Source organism: uncultured Nostoc sp. (assembly GCF_937863485.1).
GTDB lineage: Bacteria > Cyanobacteriota > Cyanobacteriia > Cyanobacteriales > Nostocaceae > Nostoc.
On record NZ_CALMFY010000125.1, the window covers coordinates 1 to 24,360 of the forward strand.

Sequence of the window (24,360 nt, forward strand, 5' to 3'; positions counted from 1 at the left end):
GGGGAAGGCAACTAGCTATCTATTTTATATCCCTAAAGTTCTTGGACTATTACTTTAGCAACTTTTCGCTACTTCTCTCTATCTAGCTTCTCTTGGATAGCTTGACGGCAAAACTCAGGAGGATCGTCTTTAGCTTTCACTTCTTCCTTCATTTCTTTGGTGACACGCAAATGTAGATATTCAGTTAGTGGTCGTTCTCTGTCCGTGGTAAATGGCTTTAAGTTATCTGGATTACCTTTATTTTTAGACATTATGTAGAAATATAAATAAAGACATTTTCCACATGTATATCAGTGGAGAATGTTAAATCGGTAGGCATTTTAGCCTGAGAAACTTGTTGCCCACCGATTCCCACTTTTACAAGAGGTAACTCTATTTTATGTTTACACGCACAGAATTAGAAGTTAAAAGCTTGAGAGCATTACGCGATTTATGTTTGATACAGTACGGCATCCAAGCAATAGGGAATCCTGCTGATAAGGCATCCTACATTAACGCACTCCTGACCTTCCCTGTTGTACAGAGAATAAAGGATTGAAGTCTCCTATATTCTCTCAAGTACAAGCGCTAGAAGCAACGCTAGAGGCTATGGGAACACCTACACCGGAGCAGTCAGCATTGCTCAAGCTGACGATGGAGGGAAGGAAGCTAGAGTACCCAGCACGGTACAGTCAAGAGAAGCTGTTTGGACTATATCGGGTTAAATGGCATCTGGATACAGCATTAGAGATACTGGGAATGCTCTAAATGATGAATTAACGATCGCACAAAATCCGTACAAAAAATAATAGAGTACAAACCGTGAAAGGTTCATACTCCATTACAGGGGAGAGAGCAGGACATAAGCCGGGTTCTGTTCTCTTGCGAGGGCAGTTATCTATCTGGGACGCTTGTTACCAAACGCCTCTAGCGGCTCTCATTGAGCGGAACTGGTAAAAGACCAACCGTAGTTCCTATCGCCTTGCTCCCAACCGGGGTTTACCGAGCCAGCACCTCTCGATACTGCTGGTGCGCTCTTACCGCACCTTTGCACCCTTACCAGATCAATTAAAAATGTAAAATTAAAAATTAAAAATTACTCATTTTACATTTTTAATTTTTAATTTTTAATTGTTCTGGCGGTATCTTTCTGTGGCACTATCCTCACGATCGCTCGCACTGGACGTTATCCAGCAAGTTTGGTCTTTCGGGAGTCCGGACTTTCCTCAAACCAGTGACTATGACTGATCTGCAACCGCCTGCGCCTACTCTCTCCCTAGATCCAGTGTAATCTTGGATGGCATAGTCTGTCTGGTTAGTATTACTTCTTTTTATTCCAAGGTAGAGCGTAAGTCCAAGGTAGTTTTCTGACTGTGAAAGGACAATTGATAATACTAATGGCAGGAAAATCACGACCTGGGGCTAGACCTAAACGCACTTCAGATATCCGTAGCACCAGTTGCAGGGAAAAGTCCAACTCCTTTCTTCCGTTAATAAAGTCGTTGTACAACTTTTTTTGCCCTTTTTGCAGCCCGTTGATATCAATTAGTGGTTTTTTTGCTGAATAGGTTCCAGCTACTTGGTCGCGCTCGAATACATCTTCTGCTGTCACCGTTTCAGAAAGTGTTTTTTTGGGGGCAATCAGGCTAGGACTTTGAGGCACAGCTAAGTCGCGGGTTAAGTCTGGTGATTTCCGAATCACGCGGCGCGATTGCTTGCTATGTTCAACTACCAAAGAACTATTGTCCCAGTCAACGTATACGGCAACATTATCAGATTTATTTTCAATGCTAATTCCTAAATCTTTCAGTTCATCAATTGGGTATGAGGATTTGAGTTTAAAGGAAATCCCAATTTTATCGTCGAGATTGTGTTCTTTCAGTTGCTCCTCAACGGTTCCTTTCTTAAACTCATATTTAACTTGGTCATCGATGGATTCAACCATGCGGTTAAAAACATAAGAAACACCAATAATATAAATCGTCAAAACTACTAAATTTTGGTCGTTACTCCTCATAACTCAAAAATCTCAATCGCTGCTAATAAATGTATATTTGACTCATCGTCCATCTACAATCTTTAATTACGCTTCATTGTTACAGAATTTTGCAGCCAGCCCCGTTGCCAAAAAAAGAATAGCAAACCAAGTGCGATCGCAGCCATTACTGCCAAGCAAAGTGGATAGCCCCAATACCAATTCAATTCAGGCATATTATATGGCGATTTTTCCGTACTGAAATTCATCCCATATACTCCGGCAATAAAAGTCAGTGGAATAAAAATTGTTGAAACTATCGTTAATACCTTCATGATTTCATTCATTTTATTACTCACTGCCGAAAGGTACACATCCATTAATCCAGATGCTAGTTCTCGGTAAGTTTCCACCATGTCCATCACTTGCACTGTATGGTCATAACAGTCTCGCAAGTAGATTCGCACTTCCTCACCAATCAAATCACTGCCATCTCGAATCAAAGAATTAATTGCATCTCGCTGGGGCCAGATAGCACGACGCAGTTGCAGTAATTCTCGCCTAATTTGATAAATATGTTGTAGTGTTTGTGGGGTAGGTCTGACTATCACCTCCTCTTCTAACTCTTCGATTCGCTCACCATAAAGCTCTAGCACTGGGAAAAAACCATCAATAATCGCATCTAACACGGCGTAAGCTAAATAATCGGCTCCCTGTTTGCGAATAGTACCTTTGTTTTTTTCAATTCGCGATCGCACTCCTTCAAAACAATCATGTTCTGGTTCTTCTTGTACTGTCAGCAAATAATTTTTCCCTAATATCAAACTCACTTGCTCGCTGTAAAAACCACATGTTTTTTCCTTTGCTACTACCATGCGGGCAATGAATAGCAATTGGTCTTCATAATCCTCTATTTTGGGACGCTCAGGTACATTAACTATATCTTCTAAAACTAGAGGAGGTAACTTAAAAACCTTACCCAATCGTTGTAATATATCTTGACTGCCTAAACCTTGTACGTCTACCCAAGAAATAGATTCCATCTCTAGATATGGGACACACTCCTCTGGGGTTGCTATTTGCTCACGGATGAAATTGGTTTGGTTATAGTCAATCAAGAAAATTATTGGTGGCGGAGCATCTGCATCAATAAAAATGGTTCCAGGTAGAGTTCCTGGTTGGTGATAGAACTCATCTTCATATGGCCTAGTTACTATTTGGGGAGGGCGGCGTAGTTTTCGTGCCATTAGATATTACCTAATAGTTATTAGTCATTTGTCATTTGTCAGTCGTAAAAATAACTGACCAGTTATAGAAGAAGCATTATGATTTATTTCAGCTTTTGCTAGGAATTTTACAAAAATTAATCCAAAGACAGTTATTTTGAGATTAAGCAACCCTGATGATTATATTTATTTATGCCCAGCGACTTCCCAGCAATACAGATAACATATCGCCTCTAAATCAGCAATGCTATAAAAAACAGTTTGCCTTAATAAGACAAACTGCTTAAAAAATATTTATCTGGGTGAGCAGAAGTTAGAACATGCCGCCCATGCCGCCCATGCCGCCCATGCCACCCATGCCACCCATGCCGCCCATACCGCCCATACCGCCCATATCAGGGGCAGGAGCAGCGGATTTCTTCTCCGGCTTTTCAACAACGATCGCTTCGGTGGTTAAGACCAAACCAGCAATCGAACCAGCGTTTTGCAAAGCTGAACGCACGACTTTGGCAGGGTCGATAATACCAGCAGCGATCAAGTCTTCAAATTCACCGGTAGCGGCGTTGTAGCCAATGTTGAAGTCGCTATCGCGGACTTTAGAGACAATCACAGAACCTTCAGCACCAGCGTTCTCTGCTATTTGGCGCAAGGGGGCTTCTAGCGCTCGTCCGACAATATCAGCCCCAATTTTTTCTTCCTCGTCTTCTAGGCTGTTTTTAATCGTTTCTACCGTCTTAGCTAAGTGAATTAGGGTCGTTCCACCACCAGGAACAATACCTTCTTCCACGGCGGCTTTAGTAGCGTTCAGCGCATCTTCAATCCGCAGTTTACGGTCTTTGAGTTCGGTTTCGGTTGCCGCACCCACTTTAATCACTGCCACACCGCCAGCAAGTTTGGCGATCCGTTCTTGCAGTTTTTCTTGATCGTAGTCAGAATCGGTTTCTTCCAACTGCCTGCGAATTTGACCAATCCGCTTTTGCACCTCTGGCTTGGTAACACTGCCAGCTACAATCGTGGTGCTTTCTTTGTCAATGGTGATTTTGCGAGCAGTTCCCAGCGCTTCTAGAGAAGCGGTATCCAAACTTAAGCCGATTTCTTCGGAAATCAACTGTCCATCGGTGAGAATAGCAATATCTTCTAACAAAGCTTTGCGGCGATCGCCAAACCCAGGTGCTTTGATCGCAGCTACGGTAAGTACACCCCGCGCTTTGTTCACCACCAAAGTTGCCAAAGCGTCCCCTTCCACATCTTCAGCGATGATCAGCAAGGGCTGACCAGAACGGGCGACTTTTTCCAACACCGGTACTAAATCCTGAATGCTGCTGATTTTTTTGTCAGTAACCAAGATCCGGGCGTTTTCAAATTCCACGATTTGCCGCTCGTTGTTGGTGACGAAGTAGGGAGAAATATAGCCTCTGTCAATCTGCATCCCCTCAACTACTTCTAGTTCAGTTGTGAGGGATTTAGATTCTTCAACGGTAATTACACCATCTTTGGTGACTTTTTCCATTGCTTGGGCTAGCATTTGGCCAACTTCTTCATCATTACCAGCAGAGACAGTGGCAACTTGAGCGATCGCACTTCCTTCTACTGGCTTGGCTATCTTGGCAATTTCTTTTACCAGTGCTTCAATAGTTTTGTCGATGCCGCGCTTCAAGCTAACTGGGTTACTACCCGCCGCGACGTTCTTCAAACCTTCCCGAATCAAGGCCTGGGCCAAAACTGTGGCAGTAGTGGTGCCATCCCCAGCCACATCTTTAGTTTTTGAGGCTACTTCCTGGATGAGTCTTGCACCAGTATTTTCCAAAGGATCTTCTAATTCAATTTCCTTCGCAACAGTGATACCATCGTTGACAATTTGGGGTGCGCCAAATTTTTTCTCTAAAAGGACATTGCGACCTTTGGGCCCCAAGGTGATTTTTACGGCATCCGCAAGGGCGTTAACACCCCTTTCTAGAGCTCGCCGAGATTCCTCGTCAAATGCAATAATTTTCGCCATGTTTTATTTCTCTAGCGCTTCCATTAGACAATTTAGCACTCACAGCGCAAGAGTGCTAATCTCCCAACTGGCTCAACTTACAAATGGAAATAAAAAAAATTGATTAATATACAGGTGATGCTCATATTAGATACTGGCAGTAATGCTTGATTGGGAGATGAATCTAGACAACTCCCTTAAGTCCCTTGGTATTGCCGACCCTAGCGGCACCGGCTGGTTGGCGGTAGTATTTACGTTCCTCTTGGCTTGTCTTGTAACTTGGCGTTTAATTCCGACAATCCGCAAATTCGCCTTGCGCGTAGGTTGGGCTGACCAACCCAACGCACGGCGACTCAATCGAGAACCTTTACCCAATGCAGGGGGGCTGGCTATCTACGCGGGTGTGATTGCTGCGCTGGTATTAGCTAGCCTTTTACGACCGATCGAACTCCAAAACGTATTGGCTCAGGTGCTGACTATTCTTTTGGGGGGTTCGATATTAGTCCTTGTGGGCTTTATCGATGATCAGTTCGGCTTACCGCCCTCTGTTCGATTGTGGGCGCAAATTGTCACGGCCCTGTTGCTAGTCGCTAATGGTATCAGTGTCAAAGTTCTATTTGGCACACCCATCGACTCGCTCCTGTCCATGTCGCTAACAGTACTATGGGTAGTAGGAATTACTAACGCCATCAACTTGATGGATGGTATGGATGGCTTGGCAGGAGGAATCAGCTTTATTACCGCCATGAGTTTGTTGGGGGTTGCAGCCCAATTTAACAATCGGGCGGCGGCAATCTTGGTACTCGCAGCCTTGGGGGGTGCAGCACTAGGCTTTTTGCGCCATAACTTCTATCCATCACGAATTATTATGGGTGATGCTGGAGCATACTTTTTCGGCTATGTGCTGGCAGCAACTAGTATTTTAGGCAAACTGCAACAAAACACAGTTTATGCGCTGATTCCTACAGTTTTATTTCTGTTATTACCAGTGCTAGACACCACTCAAGTATTTGTGCGGCGGCTACTAGCAGGAAATAACCCTCTGAGTACTCCTGGCAAAGACCACCTGCACCACAGCTTACTTGCTTGGGGACTTTCCCAGCGCCATGCTGCATTCACGCTTTGGTCAATTACCTTAGTTTTCAACTTGCTGGCGATGAGAATACAAGGTATGAGTTTGGCTGTGATGCTAACTACCGCTAGTAGTATTATCATTCTTTTGGGCTTTACTGTCTGGCAAAGGATACGCCAACACCCCTAGTTGCTTGTAGGGTAGGCATTGCAATGCTAGCCCTACTCTGGTTTATTCTCAGCATGGTCAAGATATTTTACCAATGGAAAGCTATGTCTACAAGAGGCTGTTCGATGATACAAAATTGTACCTTGACTAATCCACCAAAAATTCAAGCCTGAGTTGAATTGTCTTGCATCTCTCAGCGACCACCTTACTTTGGAAGTTTAATCGGCACATCAATTCTAGACCGTGCTACACAAATATTATCTTTAATAATATAACATTCCACAAAATGCGCTCCTTGAAAATCACTTGATTCGTTTATTTGATGATTTCCACTATCATTTATAATTTGTCCTCGAATTTGATCTCTTCTGATTGCTTCGTCTCCAACATTACAAACCTTCCATTTGACTTGAAAGGGCTTTGGTACATTACAGTCAACAATATGAAATTTTAGGCTTTTACCTCTAAGCAAAGGTAATCTACTTGAAATCATTTCAATTAATAAATGAGGTCTAAAGCCTTGTTGTGAAACGAGGCAATCTATCTTAAATTCATATCGAATATCGATACTAAAAATATTTTCAATGAATTCTTCAGTATTTGCATAAGACTCAAAGGGAAATCGGTCTTCGCCAAAGTGACGTTGCCAAGCTTTACAGGCATCCTTCTGGCTTGTCTTCTCATCTAAGGCTTTCTCCGCAGATTGAATGAAACTACCTAGCTGGACTAAAAAGTAATTCTTGTTAGTTTTGCTGTAATCCTCTAGCAGGTTTTGATAGGCAGGAGTTGTCGGGCGATAGCATACAAAATTCTGTTCTAGGGTACTCTTGATGTTGAGTAGAGTTTTATAAAGGGCTACGTCATCTCGTTCATCAAAAACAATATTATTAGCTGCTAAAATTGAGAAAATCAATCCACTCGGCAAATCGCCTTTTTTGTAATCGCTCCAGGCTTTTAGATAACGAACAATTCGCTTTAGTTGACCGTCATTGTCAGCTTTATTATTAAACCATTTAATGAATTCTCTAGGATCGCTTTTAATCCATCCTTTACCCTTATGAGCTAGATATGGAGTTTGCCCTTCAATGATGTAGTAAATGGGCAGATCAAGGTGATATTGTCCGGCATAGACAAGTCTGACACAGCTTTGCTTGTCAATAGGCTTTTGTTCCGTATGCCCATCTACGGCCTCCCAAATCCATTGGTGTAATGTGCTAATGCTCTGAATTGGTTCTACTTCTACTTTGAAATAAATACCATCATCAATGTCAAACTCGCCATCAAGCGGCTCGATGATAGTATTCATGATAAATGAACCCTGCCCGTGAAACTTTGGAAAAAAGCCATTCTGCTTATTCTGAAAGTACCGTCTGATTCTGTCACGAACAGCATTACGGGATACACGTAATCTCTCTTTTTGCTCAGACTTTAAAACAATTAAAGTGTTAAACTTCAGGAACAATTTATGACAGTTTGCCACGTGATCACCTGATAATATATCGTTTACGTTCTTTGAAGAACTCAGCAATTTCTGGTTTTCTACCCCAAAACAACGCCTGATCTGTGCCCATCTGTGACATTAACTGCAATGCTTCACTGGAAGTGTTATCAAGATTAATAATTTGTGCCTGCTGTGGAGATAAAGGAGCACCAGGAATACGAACATAATCAAACGGGGAGTCGCAGTAGTGCGCTAGAGTGTCCACAAAGTAACCCGTAACATAAGCCTGCCCCTCAAAAAACGTAGTAATCAGATCCTTGTTCCAGTCGATAACCGAACGATGATGTTTAGCAACAAACCGCCTACCAGGATTTGGCTCCAGAGAACCAATAGACATCACCATTAGCTTCTGAAATCTTTTGCCGTTGCCAACGAAGTATCGAAGTGCCTCCACTACCCCAACTAAAGTTGGATTGTTGGCATAAACTCCTCCATCAATAAACTGTTTGTGATCGTAAGTATCGATGGTAACAATCGGCAGGTACGCAGGTGCAGCACTTGTTGCAAGAGCCATGTCAACGTATCTTGTTTTGCCATCCCTACATAGATTGCCTTCATTATGGTCGTACTTAAAAATGAAGGGTCTACCATCAGTCAAAGAAAACGCGGGGATACACAACAAACAGCGAGAGTCTGCAAGGGTTCGCTCTCCAAACATTTCTTGCAATGCTCTCCTCAATTCGCTGTTATCATACTTGCTTCGGAAGAAAACCTGTTTAAGCGAACTTAGAAAACTATTTCGCTGGGGGAAAATTTGTTTGCCCCGTCTGTAGTATAAGTTGCTGATCAGTCCGACAGGGATATCTAAGGACAGCCCCAGCGCTATCAAGCCTCCCGTTGAAGTGCCACAAATTAAGTCAAAATAATCAGCGATGTGACAATTAAATCTATCCTCGAAATGTTCTAGGATTCTGGCTGAATACAGCCCTTTAATTCCCCCTCCGTCTATCGATAGAACTTTGAATATTTGTGACTCTGGAGCAGAAGGTGAAGGAGAGTGAACCATATTTGGTTGATTGTTTAGAAGAAATGCTGAATTCTTGCTCTAGCCCACCTGTAAGATGAATTAGAGAAGCTATTTATATGCTTGAAATAAGATATTTGCCGAGGCTTAATTATTAAAATTTAAGTATAATTTGATATGGCAAATACAGCCTTAAACTTTAACGCTACATTTTGTAATTTCTGAAATTTTAGCGCTTAATCCAGTATATATGTAGCAATTTAATAGTAGTGATAACCGTACACGCAAGGTGGTAAAGGATGCAGCTTTTTTAGAGTTTGTGAAAAAACGCATTGCTAATAATTTGTATTGTTGCCAAGTCATTGGCAAATAAACTCTAAGAAAATAGCATTCATTCTGCCACTGCATATACTGTTAACTTTGATGACTCTGTGCTATTCAAAAGCCTAGTCATACAATTCTTATTTCAAGGACAGCAATTTATCACGACGACATTTAATTAGTCACTGTCAACAAGGGTGCGTTACGCTGAAGGCTAACGCACCCTACGAAAATTACTAACTCCTAACTCAGAACTACTTAGGCCATGACCATACCGCCATCGACGTTAAAGACTTGTCCAGTGATGTAGGCGGCTGCTGGATCGGCAGCGAGAAAGCGCACCATCCCAGCAACTTCTTCGGGCTGACCGAAGCGACCGAGTGGAATGTATTTCAAAATATCTTCGGAGTTGTTGAGATTACTGGTCATGTCGGTGGTGATGAATCCAGGGGCGACAGCGTTGACAGTGATGCCGCGAGTAGCAAGTTCTTTGGCAACGCTTTTAGTGAAGCCAATTACACCTGCTTTGGCGGCGCTATAGTTTGACTGACCTGGGTTGCCTATTTGCCCAGCAACGGAGGTAATATTAATAATTCGCCCCGATCGCTGCTTAAGCATGATTTTACTGGCGGTACGTGTACATAAGAAAACACCAGTTAGGTTAAGGTCTATCACAGCTTGCCAATCTTCTGGCTTCAAACGCAACAGCAAGGTATCGCGCGTAATACCTGCGTTGTTGACTAAGATATCCACACGGCTGAACTTTTCGATGACGGCGTTAACTAGTGCGTCTACTTGATCACTTTTAGAAACGTCAGCTTGGATAGCGATCGCCTCACCTCCTGCTGCTGTAATTTCTGTAACAACTGCCTCGGCAGCTTCACTCGAACTGGCATAATTGACGACTGCGATCGCTCCCTGTGTGGCTAATTCAATTGCGATCGCTCGGCCAATTCCTCGTGAAGCACCTGTGACAATTGCGACTTTATCTTGTAATAGTGTCATTTAATGTTCCTCAATCTTAGAAATACCGCGCTAATTATCTTATGGTGATTTGGGGAACATCTGAATATTGTCTGGATAAAATCTAACTCTTACGAAGTGACAATCTTGCTAGCATGATGTAATTGAGATAGTTAATAGATAATAAATAGATAAAGTTCTCACAACTTACGCAAAACCATGAAAAAACGAACCGCAAAGGACGCAAAGGACACGAAGGAATAAGGTTTCAGAGAGTTATTGCGTAAGTCCTAGTTCTATGTCGTTTTTAGCTAGATATAACTTGATTAACACGAATTAACGTTTTACTATAGTTAGATATCTATAGTTATTTGTCTGTTAATGGATGAATAACTTAAAGCTATATATTATTGATTTAATTGTAGCTGCGACGCCGATAGCGTACCCCTACGGGGAAGCAAGCTACGCGCAGCGTCTCTAAGAGTTGCGTAAAGCCTGCGGCATGGCTTCTCTACGAGACGCTACGCGAACGCTTAGAGCGAGTCTTGCCTACGGCACGCTGGCGCGAACGAGCGTCATAGCCAGTCGTAAACATCGTCTAATCGGATAAACTAGGAAGTGTTGCAGCTACACCCATCGTAAACATCACCTTGGGGAACGTTTGTATAATTATTTGGTTGGTCAGGATAGGTTTCAATACATATTTAATACATATTCACAAACACAAACAATAGGTGAACTTTATTATAATTATTTAAGATTTTTGGCTGGCAAATCAGTCTATATTGATTAATCTAATCCTTTACCAACAAAAACCCATGAATCTATACCGATTTTATTTTTTAAGAATTACTATTGAAACAAACAATTGAAAATCGGTGTGTGTCATATGGCAACTAAAAAGCAATTTAACAGTTTTGAAGAGATGCTGTCTGCTTCTGATGTACCTGTATTAGTAGATTTTTACGCTGACTGGTGTGGTCCATGTCAAATGATGGTGCCAATTTTAGAGCAAGTCAATGCCCAACTCAAGGATCGCTTGCAGATTGTCAAAATAGATACAGAAAAGTACACAGATTTGGCCAGTAAGTATGAAATTGCCGCTCTACCAACTTTAGTACTATTTAAGCAGGGTCAGCCTGTGGAGCGGATAGAAGGAGTGATGCAAGCACCACAGTTGGTGCAATATCTACAAACAAAGATTTAAACTAAGACTTAGAATTTGGATTTTGGTTCTTAGAGGCGCAAAATGTTGCGTCTGTTTCAGTAGATATTAATCCGGTGTAGGGGTGTACAGCTAGCTGTGCGCCCCTACACTGTTTGATTGAGCTGCTAGCAGATAAAACCTTAAGGAAATATTAAGCATATTTACTTATACGTCTAGAGAAAGTAGTTTAGAAATTAATATGGCTATAGGACTGATATTTGATTTTTGAAATATACGTAGGGTGCGTTAGCCAAAAGCTAACGCACCACCTCTGATTCTAGGTGCCGTACTCAAGGGCGATAACACAACGCCAGTCCGCTCAAGTCGGGAAACCATGCACGGCAGTTCCTCCTGGGGGAAACCCCCAGACGCTCTCTACGAGACGCTACGCGTAGCTTGCTTCCCCGAAGGGGTACGCAGGCTCGCTACCGCTGCGCTATGCGCGGCATCGTCTCCCTTTGGGAGAAGACCGGACTGCCGACGCTCCTACGTCGCTCTAAGCGTTCGCGTAGCGTCTCGTAGAGAAGCCATGCCGCAGGCTTTACGCTGCGCTAACACCAGACGGCTGGCTCCCCTACATATACTTAGATTCTCAAAATCCCCCAATTTTTTGGGGGATTTTTGACTGCCTACTCCCAATCTCTTAAAATGTAAAAGTAGTCCGAAGTACACCTACAGTCGTAGTGTCATTATTGCTGTTACCTTCTGGGTTAAAGAGAACAAACGCACCAGGGGTAATGCTGATATTATCGCTAACTTGAAGGCGGTAATAGGCTTCTAAATGGTAAGGAGTCGCCCGATTGTCGCCTGTAGGCGTAAGTTGAGCAGAACCACCAGTATCAGTACGGAAAAGCGGCTGACCAAAAAGAATCCCGGCAGTGTTTCCTGACTTGAATAAATCTCTGAAGTGAACTCCCGCCATCCAACTTGTAAAGGTGGTGGAAGCATCCACGTTATTGGAAGCAGCATCAACAAATATTGCTGCACCGTAGCCAGATAATGCTATTTTGGGAGACAATCGCCATGTTACCGTACCGCCAACAGAGTTGAGTGTGAGCGGTGTTCCAGCTGCAACCCCTGATAAAGCACCGATATCACTACTAACTAATCCTGTAGCCAAAATATTGATTTCGTGATAACTGTGGGCATAGTTTAAACCAATATCCAGAGCGGAACTTGGCTTGAAGGTTAACTGTGTGGCAATAATACTACTACCACTAAATAAACCTGCTCCCAAAGGTGTAGTAGAAACTCCTGGTAGTGCCTCAGCCGCAGATTTTTCGGGTAAATTGGCATTTACACTGCCGTATAAAGCTCTTAAATCAAAATTTGGCGAAATGTTAAAAATAAATCCCGCCGCCGATGCTAAACCAGTACCCGAAGTCCCACCAGAAACCCGTAGCACAGGATTCAAGTTGCCAAAACGAGAAATTGACTCTTGTCCTTCACCATAAAAAGGCGTAATTGCTGGGAAAGCATCTGATGTTTCTGCCGCAGTTCCCGCAAACAAGGTTAATTTATTAGCGACGGGAAAGATATACAGCAATTTGTAAAGCTGAACACTGTTTGCGCCAACACCCGACAAAGTATTGACATTTAACCCCGGAAATTGCGGCTCAAAACTGGTACGGGCGCTACTTGCACTTAAAAGCGGCGCAGCTAATCCTAAACTTTGTTGCAGGCTACCCTGTCCATCGGCTCCACCCAAAAAGTTATAGGCTTGCAATCCAGTAATTAATGAATCTTTACCAGTAAAGCTAGTGGTGAGATTTAACCGCACTCTATTGACTAGGATGATGTTCGGGTCACTGTCATTAGGAGCGCCACCGGTAGCACCAACACCAGCAATAATTGCTTCTCCATTGAGTTTGGTTGTAGTAGAAAACTGATTTGCTTCTAGTTTTGTTGTGCGAGCTTCTACAGCATCTACTCGACCCCGCAATGTTGCCAATTCTGCGGCAAATTGTTCTTGTAGTTTCTGCAACGTGGCTAAATCTTCTTTCTTGACCAAATCACCAGTTGCAGTCGCAATCAGTTCGTTGATTCGGTCTAAACAAGCATTTAAGCCAGCAGCAAATTCATAGCGAGTCATCGCCCGATTACCGCGATAGGTTTGATTGGGATAACCTGCGATACAACCATAGCGCTCGACTAAAGATTGGAGTGCCTGAAAAGCCCAATCATTCGGCTGTACATCAGACAATTGGGATACGGATGTTACTTGTGCAAGTTTATATGAGGTTGGAAATGAACTTGCAGGTTGTGGTATGATTGGCTGCCACAAGTTAACAGCAGAATCTACTCCTATATCTTGAATTTTTTGCTGTTGATTGACTGAGGGTAAATTTTTTTGAGTTTCATTAGCTATCAGCAATTTACTGGAGATATTATTTGTTAAATTGCTTTGATCAGAATAACTCTTTTCATAGCTGCCGTCATCTTGATTAACAGCTACCTTTTTATCTCCAATTTCTAAACTAGGAAGGGCTTGCACAGGTGATAACCCGACAATTAAACATAAAAATCCCATCCCACTAGCAAAAGCTAGTAGATATTTTGCCATGATCACTCCCAACACCTATAAAATAGTGAAAAAATTCATTGCGATTTTAAAATGGATTGATAAGTAAATTTAAAGTAGATTTAGCAAGAGAGTCTTGTTAACTTTAAATTTTGGATATCAGGATTTTTTCTGAATTAACTTACCAAAACATCAGCTTATATCGCAAGCATTAAATTATAGTAAATACTATTTTGGGAAAGAATTAACAACACATCATATTGATAGTTTCTATAATTACGATTGTAATCCTAAATGGTTTTTGAACAATACATTACGTAAAATGCTTGATTCATAAGCCTTCCAAATTTTCTCTGTTCAAATATAAAATAGGATTGCTATATTGACAAAAGAATAATTTACATAAGTCTGATTTTGTGATAAGCAATATAGGTATTGAGCCGAAATCCTCGGCTCAATACCTAACAAAGAATAATTTACTCAAAAAAAATTAAGAGACTGCGATCGCAGTCTCTTAATTTGGGTGCAGGTAAGATCAGGAGGAAAACGTGGAAATAACTTTCAAGAATTTAATCCCACCAATAGGTAATAATAATCGCATCACAATCCTGGTGAACATCTTCACCCGATAGCCCCCCTTCCAATCTAGTTCTCAGTCGGCGCTTAAGCCGCAAACCATAATCTTCATTCGTGCCATCACTTACTTCTACTGAGTCAGCTCGCCACTTTTTGCCCAAATCTAAAAGCTCTGACACTTTTGTGTCTTGGTTCTCTGTAAGAATGTATAGGGTATCGGCAGGATAAGCAATGAAATGAATGATGCTGGTTTCAGGCATGGGACGATAGTTTGCCATTGCAAGAAGGGTATCGACCATACCACCAAAGCTTAAACCGTTTTCATCTGGTGCAAAGATTGGTTTTGTGAACAGAAAGCTTGCCCATAAATTCCTGTGGTTGGAAAGGTCAGTAATTACTTGTTCGCCATCAAACTCATTGAACCGACGCTGCCAAACTAAAGCAGCAAAGAGTTCTTGAGGAGAATAGGATTGAGCAATCGATTGGATTTTGGCTAAGTCAAGCATCGCATTTACGGTAAGTAGTATTTTTAACAAAACATTTGTAACTACCCTTGCAGTTTATTTACCCACCGCCTGTTATTCTTATAGTTACTTCGGTCTGTCATAGCAGATAGATTATCCTCAATAATGTTTTCATTTATTAGCGCTCATATACCATCCTGGTAATGTGGGTGCTTTTACTTTATCCCTCATGGCAAAAATCCGGTTTAATTTTGAGGGGATGTCTGGTGTTTAGTACACTAAGCTGACAGTGAAGCTTTAAACCAAAACGGCGATCGCGTCCTTAGTAGGTCAACAAAGCCTGATAAAATGCTTCTCTATTAAAATCTAGTCCTGTACTAATGAGTAATTCCAAATAAATCTTGCAAGTACTCTGGTGTTAGACTATTATTCCAACTCCACAGACGACGCATTGTATAGGTGAAGGTGAAAAGGAGAGTTGTTTTGTTGGTCAATGACCAAGCATTCCAGTTGAGGGTAGCCATCATCCGCCGTAAGGTACGCATCAGGTTGTTGCGCTGATAGGTTTGCGATCGCGTTTTGATCAGCGTGCGTCCAACTCGCATCAACCCAGTATCAGGGAAAGCCCAGACTCCAAACCCCCAGAATTTGGTCATATGGTTGATTTCATCCTGTGCTAGTTCCTCTAGAACATCCTGGAGTGCGCCAGTGGTGTGAGCCATCAGCCAAATATAAAGACAGGTAGCACCGTATTCTGTGGCAATGCGGTGTAAGCCGTGGCGATATAGGTCTTCGTCAGCGTTATTTGTGGGGAGATAGCTTCTAACAGTACGAAGTTTTGGGGTAATTTTCTCGCCTGTTAATTGGGTGTAGACTTTGATTAATGCTGGTGTATGCTGACGTTCTTCCTTTTCCCACAAACCAAGTTCCAGCAGTTCGCCATCTTCACGGACTGTTCCACCAACAAACCGAGCCATCTGAGGATGCGATTTTTCCAAATACTGGCGACTGGTTTGGGTATAACCGCGAATCGGGGCTTCTGTGTCGATTGCACCTATCAATATAGATAAAAATACCTCTGCGTCTAAGCCGATAATTTGATTACGGTTAATTGTTTGCCAGTCGATGGGTTTCCAGGGACGCGGTTGGGGATTAGCAAACTGTATCGGTAAATCTTGCAGACGAGCATGTAGTTTTTCAACTGCAAGATATTTGTCTACGAGGGAACGAATACGGTGCTGTGTTTGAAGGTAGTGAGGGCTGGCATAGCTTTTACCTGCTAAGTCTTCTGTAACTGGGCTGATATAATTAAGCATGTTTTTATACCTTTATTTTTATCTCTATGCCCAATAGCCTAAGCGTTCGCATTTTGTTTTGTCAGTCGGCTAAAGTCGGCAGTTTTATGTGATGTAGTTTGAAGAGTCGGGGAAAAAGTCGCTTATATATGTAGCTATTTTTTACACATAAAAGCTTGTATTGGTGCGCTATGCTAGGCTGTAACTCCATTTAGACGTATTTAAAATAAGTGAAAATCCACTACATACAGCATAAGTAACACTAGTATAGTATATATGTATTGTATAGAGGTTTATCAAGTATGAAGGTCTACGATATATACTCAAAACGCCAAAAAAGACTTATGGGAGAATTCCTTGATGTTTATCGATATGACTATATCTCTAAACAGCTTCGCGTACAAATTATTCATATTCTGAACGATGCTATAGGTGAGCATAGAAATCTGCAAACAATACAGAGCTTCCAGAATATACACGATATTTTATGCCGTGAACATGGCAAATTATGGCTTAAAGAAATATTTAGCAATGGTTACATCCAAGATGTAATTGATTTTATGTTGGAAACTGAGGTCATAGAAGAGATACTTGATGTTGTAGAGTTAATCTTTGAATTGATTGATAGAGCATACAGGGACGATAGTTTACGATGTATAACTAAATCAAAAATTACACCTGATGAAGCAATTAAAGAATTGAACTATAGATTTAGAGAACACGGGGTAGGTTATCAGTATGAGTCAGGTGAAATTATTAGAGTTGACTCTCAAATAATCCACGCTGAAGCAGTAAAGCCAGTTTTAGAATTACTAAGTGATACACGATTTAAAGGAGCAAATGAGGAATTTTTGAAAGCACACGAACATTATCGGCACGAACGATACAAGGAATGCCTTGTTGAATGCCTTAAAGCTTTCGAGAGTACTATGAAAACTATTTGTGATATTCAAGGTTGGACTTATCAACCTGGAGATACGGCGAAAAATCTGATTAATCTTTGCTTTCAGAATAATCTGATTCCTACTTACTTACAAACCCAAGTTACCTCACTCAAATCAAGTCTTGAAAGTGGAGTTCCTACTATGAGAAATAAAAATGCAGGTCATGGTCAAGGTTCTCAGCCACTTCCTGTCCCACAACACTTTGCTGCTTACCAGCTTCACATGACGGCAAGCACAATTCTATTTTTGCTAGAAGCAGAGAAGGCGCTACCTTAAAGCTAATACTTTACTTTCTGGCAATTCCCCAAATTGTTGACGATAACGCTCAAGTTGTTTTTGCGCTAATTCAAGCTGTTATTCTGGAGTTTGACAGCGATTTCCTTGTCGGTCATACCAATACAAAACCTGACGCTGGATATTACCAGAGATGTATTGCGATCGCCCGATTACCAAATTAATTTCTGGCATGAAAAAGGGTTTACCAATTTGCAATTGATAGCTACTATCTACTAAGCGATAAACTTCAAAAGGTTGGTGGCAAATAGAGCTTTGCCAGCAGTATCCTAAGAAAATGTTTGAAAACTATACTTTTAGAGGAGACAAAGCATAGTTTTAGCAGGGTAGGGTTATTGGCTGTGGTTAGCATAACTAATTATGCTAACCTGACACTATTTAATAAATAATTCTAAGACTTTCAGTACTTTTTTTGGTGATTCTTGTTTCAGTTCCTTAAGCAATTGAATTACATGATACTCAAATCTTTTATTTCGTTCTTGAACTGATTCAATCAAAGGTTTATCAAATAAATTAAAGACATATTTACCTAGTTGAATACCTAAAGGTTTTAAGTGTCCACCCTCTAAAGTTTTCAATAACTTTTTGGGTGGTTTTCCAAGAGTATTAGTAAACCATTGACAGGTTGATTTAGCAATATCATCAGACTGAAAACAGACTAAACCCATGATATTAAATAGCTTACTATCCTTGATTAAGTTATGGGTTTCTTCAGGGGTTGGTTTTACACCCCAGCCAAGTTTGTCGATGAGATCCGCTAAAAATTGAGGACGAATTGCGCTGGCTGTATCACTAATATCAGGTGCTAAGAGGATAGAAACTTGCCCCTTAATAAAGACACTGTTAATTGTAATTTTTCGACCTACATAAGTGCAAATCAGGTTCTGAACTTCCACAGTTTTTAGTTTCAGTTCTTCAACGAGAATGTCAATGTCTGCAATGACACTTTCTATCTGTGACTTATCCGAAGTATGAGATAGCAGATTCCGAATAAACTTTTGCCTATTTTTAGGATCATCTGGCAAAGCAGTAAATCCTTCTAACAGGGAGATATATTTACAGCCAAGGCTATGTCCAATCCAAGAAAAGTTTTTATCATCTAGATAGGCTTCATAATCATATCTTGCAACACTTGCCATTCTCACAAGCTCTGGCAGAATTTCATACTGCTCTCTCATCAGAAAACCAGCTTCTAGATAATGGTTAAAACTAAAATTAAACGGCAGAAGAATAATCGTATATCCCTGCTCGAATAGAGATTGAAGCAGATAGCGATAAAAAAGCATGGGGCCAAATGTACCAAAAAAAGCCCCTGCAATAAATTGAATTACCCCTTTAGGCTGTGGATGGAGAGCAACCCAACTGTGAGAAACGGGTTTAAATCTCAGTTTTAAATTTGTATTTACCATGACTTAGCAATGAGTGCATCTCATTTTGGGAGGTGTATACTTAATCTCCAAACTGAAGTTGCTGCTTTTCGGATTCTTTAAAAGATATTTTTGCAAAACTGAGATGCTTGCTTTAGTAACATAGTAAACACAGGTGGTTCTCAAAGTATTTATGAAAGGGGGTGGAGAGTAGGGAATAGTATAGTTCAATAGTGAGATTGAATTGGCACTAAACTTCTAATAGGCTCTTTAACAAGCTGCGATGTCTACGACGGGCTACGCCTACGCTCAACATAGCTGCGAATATTTAGAGAGATATGCCAAAAGTTTTTGTGATGGAGAAGTTTAGATAGGTTTAATCAAGTTTTTGGCTATTTTATTATCCTTCGTTCCCCTGGAGCGATGCCTACGGCGGCAAGCTACGCAGTTAACTCAACCTTGGGCGAGGGAACTGAGTTTGTGATTACCCTGCCAGTCAATGAATAGCCTGTTATTTCCTTGTTTCCAGCTAAATCACTTCTTGCCTACCTTGTCAATGTGTAAATCTTTGCACTGTCACTTTAATTAGCTGCGGTTTTGGCAGCATTTTGAAGATGCTGGCACAAATCCAGTGAACTTTTCCCGCTTCAGTTTAGCTAAAGACTTTTTTTGTCACATCAACTTTATCAGTAAATCAAGACCAGTATTGCTCGATTTTGGGATTGTAGGCAGCAATTTGTGCGTAATAAAGCTTGTACAATTGTCAAGGCGGTTTTTACTGCCAGAATACTTCTCAGGTGTAAAATTTATCGACAGCAAAATTTTTTTTTCTACTTTGTATTTTTCTATGCTTCACTTGTGGCTAAAATGACCCAAGCTAGACGTTTCTATCTTGCAATAGATAACTTTTACCCTTATGACTGGAGAGCAAAATCTTGGGAATAGAACTACGCAGTTTCGTATTTCTCGATAGCCTGCAACCTCAACATGCAGCATATATGGGAACAGTAGCCCAAGGCTTCTTACCATTACCAGGGGATACATCACTGTGGATTGAAATCTCTCCTGGTATCGAAATTAATAAGATTACGGATATAGCCCTGAAATCTGCCTCTGTCCGTCCGGGAATACAGATAGTTGAACGACTATACGGACTATTGGAAGTTCATTCTGGTTCCCAAGGCGAAACGCGAGCTGCTGGTCAAGCCATTTTGGCGGCATTGGGAGTCCGAAGAGAGGAATGTCTCAAACCGCGGGTTATTTCTAGCCAGATTATCCGCAACATCGATGCTTACCAAACACAACTGATTAATCGCACGCGACGCGGACAGCTACTACTAGCAGGACAAACGCTGTATGTATTAGAAGTTGAGCCTGCTGCTTACGCCGCCCTGGCTGCGAATGAAGCTGAGAAAGCAGCATCGATTAACATTCTTGAGGTTCTAGCTGTAGGTAGTTTTGGACGGCTTTACTTAGGTGGACAAGAACAAGATATTTTAGCAGGTGCGGCGGGAGCGTTAGCGGCGATTGAAAGTGTAGCTGGTCGGGCAAATCCTCTGGGTGGGCGTAAGGAGTAAAAAAGAGAAAATGGCAAATCGAGAGCATCTAGCTTTACTGAAAGCAGGTGCAGTTACATGGATTGAGTGGAGAAAGAAAAATCCTCAAATTGAACCAGACCTGAGCGCCGCAAACCTGCAAGGGGATAACCTCAGAGGTGCAAACCTCCAGAGGGTAAACTTGAGAAAAGCGGATTTGGGTAATGCTTTACTCGTGCGAGCAAACCTCAGTGGTGCTGACCTCAGTAGTGCCAACCTCTACAAAGCCTTCCTGGTTGAAGCTAACCTGAGTGATGCTAATTTCAGTGTTGCTAATTTGAGTGGTGCGATACTTACACAGGCAGATTTGAGTCATGCCAATTTGATTGGATCTGACTTGAGTGAGGCGAATCTTGGAGGCGCTGCGATCGCTAATGCTAATCTAATTGGAACTGACTTAACAGGCGCTAACTTGAGAGATGCCGATTTAGGTGCAGCGAAGCTAATCCGGACTAATCTCTCTTTTGCCAACCTGATTGAAGCTAACTTGATTGCGGCTGACCTCAGCGAGGCAAGTTTGTATGAGGCAGAAATGTTGGGGACTTATCTTTATAAAACTAACTTATACAAAGCTAATCTGACCAAGGCTCACCTCAGTGGTGCTTATTTGTTGCAGGCTAACCTAAGTGAAGCTGATTTGAGTGAAGCTGATTTGAGTTGGACTAACCTTAAAGGTGCGAATTTGACAGGGGCAAATCTCAGAGGAACTAACCTCAGAGGAGCTGACCTTAGGGGAGCTAACCTCAGCGGCGTAAATCTTCAAGAGGCAATTATGCCTTACTCTTCAAGGGACAATTACTTTAGAAGAAAATAATTGATATTTAGCTGAAGCCCGTTGTAGAGAATCAGTCCATCTGCCAGTCCTTCCCCGTTGAGCAACCGCTGGTGTGGGAACAGATTGAGCGATCGCTACTAATATCAATTCTGTATGAACATGCGCCAAACTATAGCGGTTCTTGTTTACGTAAGGTACACCCGTAAGGGCACGGCATTGCCGTGCCCCTACACCTGGCGATATAATGTTGTACCGTATCTGAATGGGAACCGCTATATATGACAATACTGTTCAGTTAAGCATTTCTTCCTTAGTAATAGATATGGTGTCTGGCATTGGGACAGTAGAATAAATGCTGGTCGTTTTGAGGAAGTCTTACTTAAAGCGACAAGATTGCTCGAAAGTTGGAGTCTCTTCAAGTTGCACCATTATTAGAACAGCTGGCTCATCACCTACTGTTCCAGATAAGTGACCTTTATTACCTTGCGCGTTCGCTTTTGTGCCCTGGTCTTCTCCAAATGAAATCTCGCCAGGGCCCATCTCTACTCGCTGCCCGTCCATAGTCTCTACAAACCAGCGTCCGGACAAAGGGATGACCCACTGGGGCTTCGGGTTCTCATGCCAGTTTCCAACCCATCCCACGGGTAACACACTAAAAATAATTGTGGCACCGGACTGCTTCAAATTAGAAAGCCACTGCGGCGATGTATCCGGGGCTATGCCTTTCTCGATGAAGTCCTCAATTTGGCAACGGGACTGGTGACTTACACCGTCGCGGTCAGTCCAGACATGCCAGTAGTCTATTGTCGGCTTGGGCGATTCGTTATTCTGCATAAAAATGGCTCTCTTTAATTGTGTGGTTATCTTAGAAAAATCTCCCATAAGTCAATCGAAACAGGTTTTTCTTCGTCGGAGGCGATCGCTACTAATCGCTACTATTGGATAATGCCTGCTCGTACTGGTGTAACTCTGACTTTACCTGTGCAAGCTTCAATTTTTTGAGAGAGGGTAAAGTGGTGGTAGGCGTTTGGGGGCGTAATTTGAATCTTCACAGATGTTGGGCACGACTGACCAGTACTTCTGGTATGGTTGTATGCAATCTGAAATGAAGCTTGCCCACCTGGGGCTAGAGTCACCCTTTGTAGAGACTGCTTAGATAAAAAGTATGTGCTTTGGGAACGGATGACCTTAACCCGCTTTAGAGGCTGATTTTTGGAGTTTAGCAACGCGAATCCAGGATATCCATAAAGATTACAGGGCGATGAGCCGTTATTAGTGAAAGCATAAATAATTGCGACATTTCCCACACCTGCATCTCCAGATACCTTACGGACTGATAATTGTTCAGTTTGGCAACGTGGAGAATTAGAGGCAACGTTGGTTTGTAGGCTAGAACGCTCTGTAGTTGCTGGCTTTGGTTGTTGCTGTCCCGTGGCTAAAGAGGAATTTGCACAGCCAATGCTCAGTGCGATGAAAATCAGGAATGTACTAGCACTAGAAGTAGCTACAAATCTGTGAACTTTGGGAAAAGATTTCATTTTATGCCTCAAAAATTAGATCGCCCGTTTCATCTTATTAACTACCGCATACACTGTACCAATTCCTAATTTTCTCTAATGAAAAGATGAAAGCTATAGCAGCCCTAAATAATTCGTAAACTTCTTTCCTTCTTTTCTTCTCTTCGAGACGCTTCGCGAAGGCGCTCTTAGCGCCTTCTTTACGAGACGCTGCGCGTTGGCGGAAGCCTCTCGCAGAGATGGCGGTAGCCTGCGGCAAGCCGCTGCGCGTCTACGATAATTTCACGACTCATTACAATTGGGCATTTTTTTACTTGGATTACTCTAATTAATATTTATTCAAAAGGTTGAGGATACTTGCGAGTAGTAGCTAAAGACTTTGCTTCAATAAAAATTTGTTTTATTTCTGGATGTTTTTGGCTAATTTTTGCTTCTAAACTCTCCACAGTCAAGGCTATTTGCTCACCTGTGAGATTTTTAGCAAACTGAATTTCCAAGTTGAGTAATACTTCTTGTGGTGCGAGCTGCATTGTTAGTATTCGGATGACTTCTTGTACACCTGACTCTGTTTTTGACAAAGAACGAATGCTAGCTATAGTTTGAGGATTAGCACTTTCACCAACTAATAATCCTTTACTTTCCCTAGCTAGTAATATTGCTACTATAGCCAAGATAATCCCAATAATAATCGAGGCGATACCATCAAAATAAACATTATTAAATAAATGTCCTAAAAAGATTCCGATTAAAGCAACGAATAAACCTAAAACTGCGGCAGTATCCTCTAATAATATTGTAAATACTGTAGGGTCTTTACTGTTTTTGATTGCTTCCCAAAAATTTTGCTTACCTTTGGTCGGCAAAAACTCTCTTAAAGCCACAGTCCAAGAATACCCCTCTAAGAATATTGCTATAGTCAATACAATATAATTCCACATCGGGTCTTCTAAAGGGCTGGGCTTAATTAAATGAGTAATTCCTTCATAAATTGACATCCCGCCACCAATGGCAAATATAAGAATAGCAACGATTAAAGTCCAAAAGTAAAGTTCTTGACCGTAACCAAACGGATGGCTATCATCTGCTGGTTTTTGGCTCATGCGAATTCCCAGCAAAAGTACCAGTTGGTCGCCAGTATCTACCACCGAATGAATACCTTCAGATATCATGGCAGAACTGCCAGTAATGGCGGCGGCGATAAATTTAGTAATAGCGATCGCTAAGTTAGCTCCCATCGCTGCAAAAATTGTTTTATTAGATGAATCAGTTGCCATGATTGTAAAGAAGTAGCTATCCAAAAACTTGTTAGGACTTACGCAGGAGATTTATTCGTTAAGAGCGGGCATAATGCATAGGGTTGGAGAGGCTCTAGGGGTAGAGAAGAGTTCCGAAATATAGCGCTTTTCGTTTGTATACAATACAGTTTGACCTCTCTCCATTCCTCTCTCCTAAAAGGAGAGAGGCTTTGAATTTACTCCCCTTCCCTTGTAGGGAAGGGGCTGGGGGTTAGGTCTGTATTCGACTCAATTGAGAAGCGCTATAGCTTTTGTTGTCTCCGAAGTAGCTTTTGTGATCTCCGAAGTAGCTTTTGTTGTCTCCGAAGTAGCTTTTGTTGTCTCCGAAGTAGCTTTTGAGATCTCCGAAAAAGCTTTTGAGAT

General features: G+C 41.8%; 21 protein-coding genes and 1 other RNA gene. 6 read left to right on the forward strand and 16 right to left on the reverse strand.

Translation table 11 applies throughout. The features are described 5' to 3' along the window. Positions 1–68: 68 nt before the first annotated feature. Positions 69–251: a hypothetical protein gene (locus tag Q0541_RS16780; protein ID WP_099104126.1), complete on the reverse strand. Its 183-nt coding sequence runs from the start codon at positions 249–251 to the stop codon at positions 69–71. 283 nt (positions 252–534) lie between these two features. On the opposite strand from Q0541_RS16780, the gene Q0541_RS16785 reads away from it, so the two are divergent. After that, positions 535–747 (forward strand): hypothetical protein, encoded by a 213-nt coding sequence (locus tag Q0541_RS16785; protein WP_298912181.1) that lies wholly within the window; start codon positions 535–537, stop codon positions 745–747. A gap of 79 nt (positions 748–826) precedes the next feature. Here Q0541_RS16785 and rnpB read toward each other — a convergent pair. From rnpB to groL, 4 genes are all read right to left on the reverse strand, one after another. Further along, positions 827–1,252, reverse strand: an RNA gene (rnpB, locus tag Q0541_RS16790) — RNase P RNA component class A. Positions 1,253–1,300: 48 nt separating this feature from the next. Then, positions 1,301–1,996, reverse strand: coding sequence for a hypothetical protein (locus tag Q0541_RS16795; RefSeq protein WP_298912189.1), 696 nt, complete (start codon positions 1,994–1,996; stop codon positions 1,301–1,303). A 62-nt stretch (positions 1,997–2,058) separates the two neighbouring features. Further along, entirely contained in the window at positions 2,059–3,201 is a 1,143-nt protein-coding gene (corA, locus tag Q0541_RS16800; RefSeq protein WP_298912192.1) for a magnesium/cobalt transporter CorA, read from the reverse strand. 292 nt (positions 3,202–3,493) lie between these two features. Next, complete coding sequence (gene groL, locus Q0541_RS16805) at positions 3,494–5,179, reverse strand: chaperonin GroEL (protein WP_298912195.1); 1,686 nt, start codon at positions 5,177–5,179, stop codon at positions 3,494–3,496. A 157-nt stretch (positions 5,180–5,336) separates the two neighbouring features. On the opposite strand from groL, the gene Q0541_RS16810 reads away from it, so the two are divergent. Beyond that, positions 5,337–6,419 (forward strand): MraY family glycosyltransferase, encoded by a 1,083-nt coding sequence (locus tag Q0541_RS16810; protein WP_298912197.1) that lies wholly within the window; start codon positions 5,337–5,339, stop codon positions 6,417–6,419. Between the two features lie 184 nt (positions 6,420–6,603). Here the strand turns inward: Q0541_RS16810 and Q0541_RS16815 are convergent, their stop codons facing one another. The 3 genes from Q0541_RS16815 to fabG form a co-directional block, all read right to left on the reverse strand. Then, positions 6,604–7,878, reverse strand: a complete 1,275-nt coding sequence (locus tag Q0541_RS16815) for a cyclic GMP-AMP synthase DncV-like nucleotidyltransferase (protein ID WP_298912241.1) — start codon at positions 7,876–7,878, stop codon at positions 6,604–6,606. Positions 7,879–7,882: 4 nt separating this feature from the next. Beyond that, positions 7,883–8,905 (reverse strand): CBASS cGAMP-activated phospholipase, encoded by a 1,023-nt coding sequence (locus tag Q0541_RS16820; RefSeq protein ID WP_298912199.1) that lies wholly within the window; start codon positions 8,903–8,905, stop codon positions 7,883–7,885. 537 nt (positions 8,906–9,442) lie between these two features. Continuing rightward, positions 9,443–10,189 (reverse strand): 3-oxoacyl-[acyl-carrier-protein] reductase, encoded by a 747-nt coding sequence (fabG, locus tag Q0541_RS16825; RefSeq protein ID WP_298912202.1) that lies wholly within the window; start codon positions 10,187–10,189, stop codon positions 9,443–9,445. Positions 10,190–11,036: 847 nt separating this feature from the next. Between fabG and trxA the strand changes: the two genes are divergently transcribed. Then, positions 11,037–11,354: a thioredoxin gene (trxA, locus tag Q0541_RS16830; RefSeq protein ID WP_298912205.1), complete on the forward strand. Its 318-nt coding sequence runs from the start codon at positions 11,037–11,039 to the stop codon at positions 11,352–11,354. Positions 11,355–11,997: 643 nt separating this feature from the next. Here trxA and Q0541_RS16835 read toward each other — a convergent pair. From Q0541_RS16835 to Q0541_RS16845, 3 genes are all read right to left on the reverse strand, one after another. Continuing rightward, positions 11,998–13,917 (reverse strand): iron uptake porin, encoded by a 1,920-nt coding sequence (locus Q0541_RS16835; RefSeq protein ID WP_298912208.1) that lies wholly within the window; start codon positions 13,915–13,917, stop codon positions 11,998–12,000. A gap of 527 nt (positions 13,918–14,444) precedes the next feature. Continuing rightward, a complete protein-coding gene (locus tag Q0541_RS16840) occupies positions 14,445–14,987 on the reverse strand; it encodes a hypothetical protein (protein ID WP_298912211.1) in 543 nt (180 codons plus the stop codon). A gap of 305 nt (positions 14,988–15,292) precedes the next feature. Then, the gene (locus tag Q0541_RS16845) at positions 15,293–16,231 is read right to left on the reverse strand and encodes a ferritin-like domain-containing protein (RefSeq protein ID WP_298912214.1); all 939 of its coding nucleotides are present in this window, start codon (positions 16,229–16,231) and stop codon (positions 15,293–15,295) included. 281 nt (positions 16,232–16,512) lie between these two features. Here Q0541_RS16845 and Q0541_RS16850 point away from each other — a divergent pair, with 281 nt between their 5' ends. After that, positions 16,513–17,430 carry an STM4504/CBY_0614 family protein gene (locus tag Q0541_RS16850; protein ID WP_298912217.1) on the forward strand — a complete coding sequence of 306 codons (918 nt, stop codon included), beginning with the start codon at positions 16,513–16,515 and terminating at the stop codon, positions 17,428–17,430. A gap of 392 nt (positions 17,431–17,822) precedes the next feature. Here the strand turns inward: Q0541_RS16850 and Q0541_RS16855 are convergent, their stop codons facing one another. Then, entirely contained in the window at positions 17,823–18,857 is a 1,035-nt protein-coding gene (locus Q0541_RS16855; RefSeq protein ID WP_298912220.1) for a DUF1350 family protein, read from the reverse strand. Between the two features lie 893 nt (positions 18,858–19,750). Between Q0541_RS16855 and Q0541_RS16860 the strand changes: the two genes are divergently transcribed. After that, entirely contained in the window at positions 19,751–20,392 is a 642-nt protein-coding gene (locus Q0541_RS16860; RefSeq protein ID WP_298912223.1) for a hypothetical protein, read from the forward strand. A gap of 10 nt (positions 20,393–20,402) precedes the next feature. Further along, positions 20,403–21,224, forward strand: a complete 822-nt coding sequence (locus Q0541_RS16865; RefSeq protein WP_298912226.1) for a pentapeptide repeat-containing protein — start codon at positions 20,403–20,405, stop codon at positions 21,222–21,224. Here the strand turns inward: Q0541_RS16865 and Q0541_RS16870 are convergent. The 4 genes from Q0541_RS16870 to Q0541_RS16885 form a co-directional block, all read right to left on the reverse strand. Then, positions 21,195–21,470 carry a hypothetical protein gene (locus Q0541_RS16870; protein WP_298912229.1) on the reverse strand — a complete coding sequence of 92 codons (276 nt, stop codon included), beginning with the start codon at positions 21,468–21,470 and terminating at the stop codon, positions 21,195–21,197. The two genes, Q0541_RS16865 and Q0541_RS16870, sit on opposite strands and share 30 nt — an antisense overlap. A 90-nt stretch (positions 21,471–21,560) precedes the next feature. Next, positions 21,561–22,067: a cupin domain-containing protein gene (locus Q0541_RS16875; protein WP_298912232.1), complete on the reverse strand. Its 507-nt coding sequence runs from the start codon at positions 22,065–22,067 to the stop codon at positions 21,561–21,563. Between the two features lie 53 nt (positions 22,068–22,120). Continuing rightward, positions 22,121–22,723 carry a DUF4232 domain-containing protein gene (locus Q0541_RS16880; RefSeq protein ID WP_298912235.1) on the reverse strand — a complete coding sequence of 201 codons (603 nt, stop codon included), beginning with the start codon at positions 22,721–22,723 and terminating at the stop codon, positions 22,121–22,123. Between the two features lie 314 nt (positions 22,724–23,037). Next, positions 23,038–23,976, reverse strand: a complete 939-nt coding sequence (locus Q0541_RS16885; protein WP_298912238.1) for a cation diffusion facilitator family transporter — start codon at positions 23,974–23,976, stop codon at positions 23,038–23,040. Between the last annotated feature and the right edge of the window lie 384 nt (positions 23,977–24,360).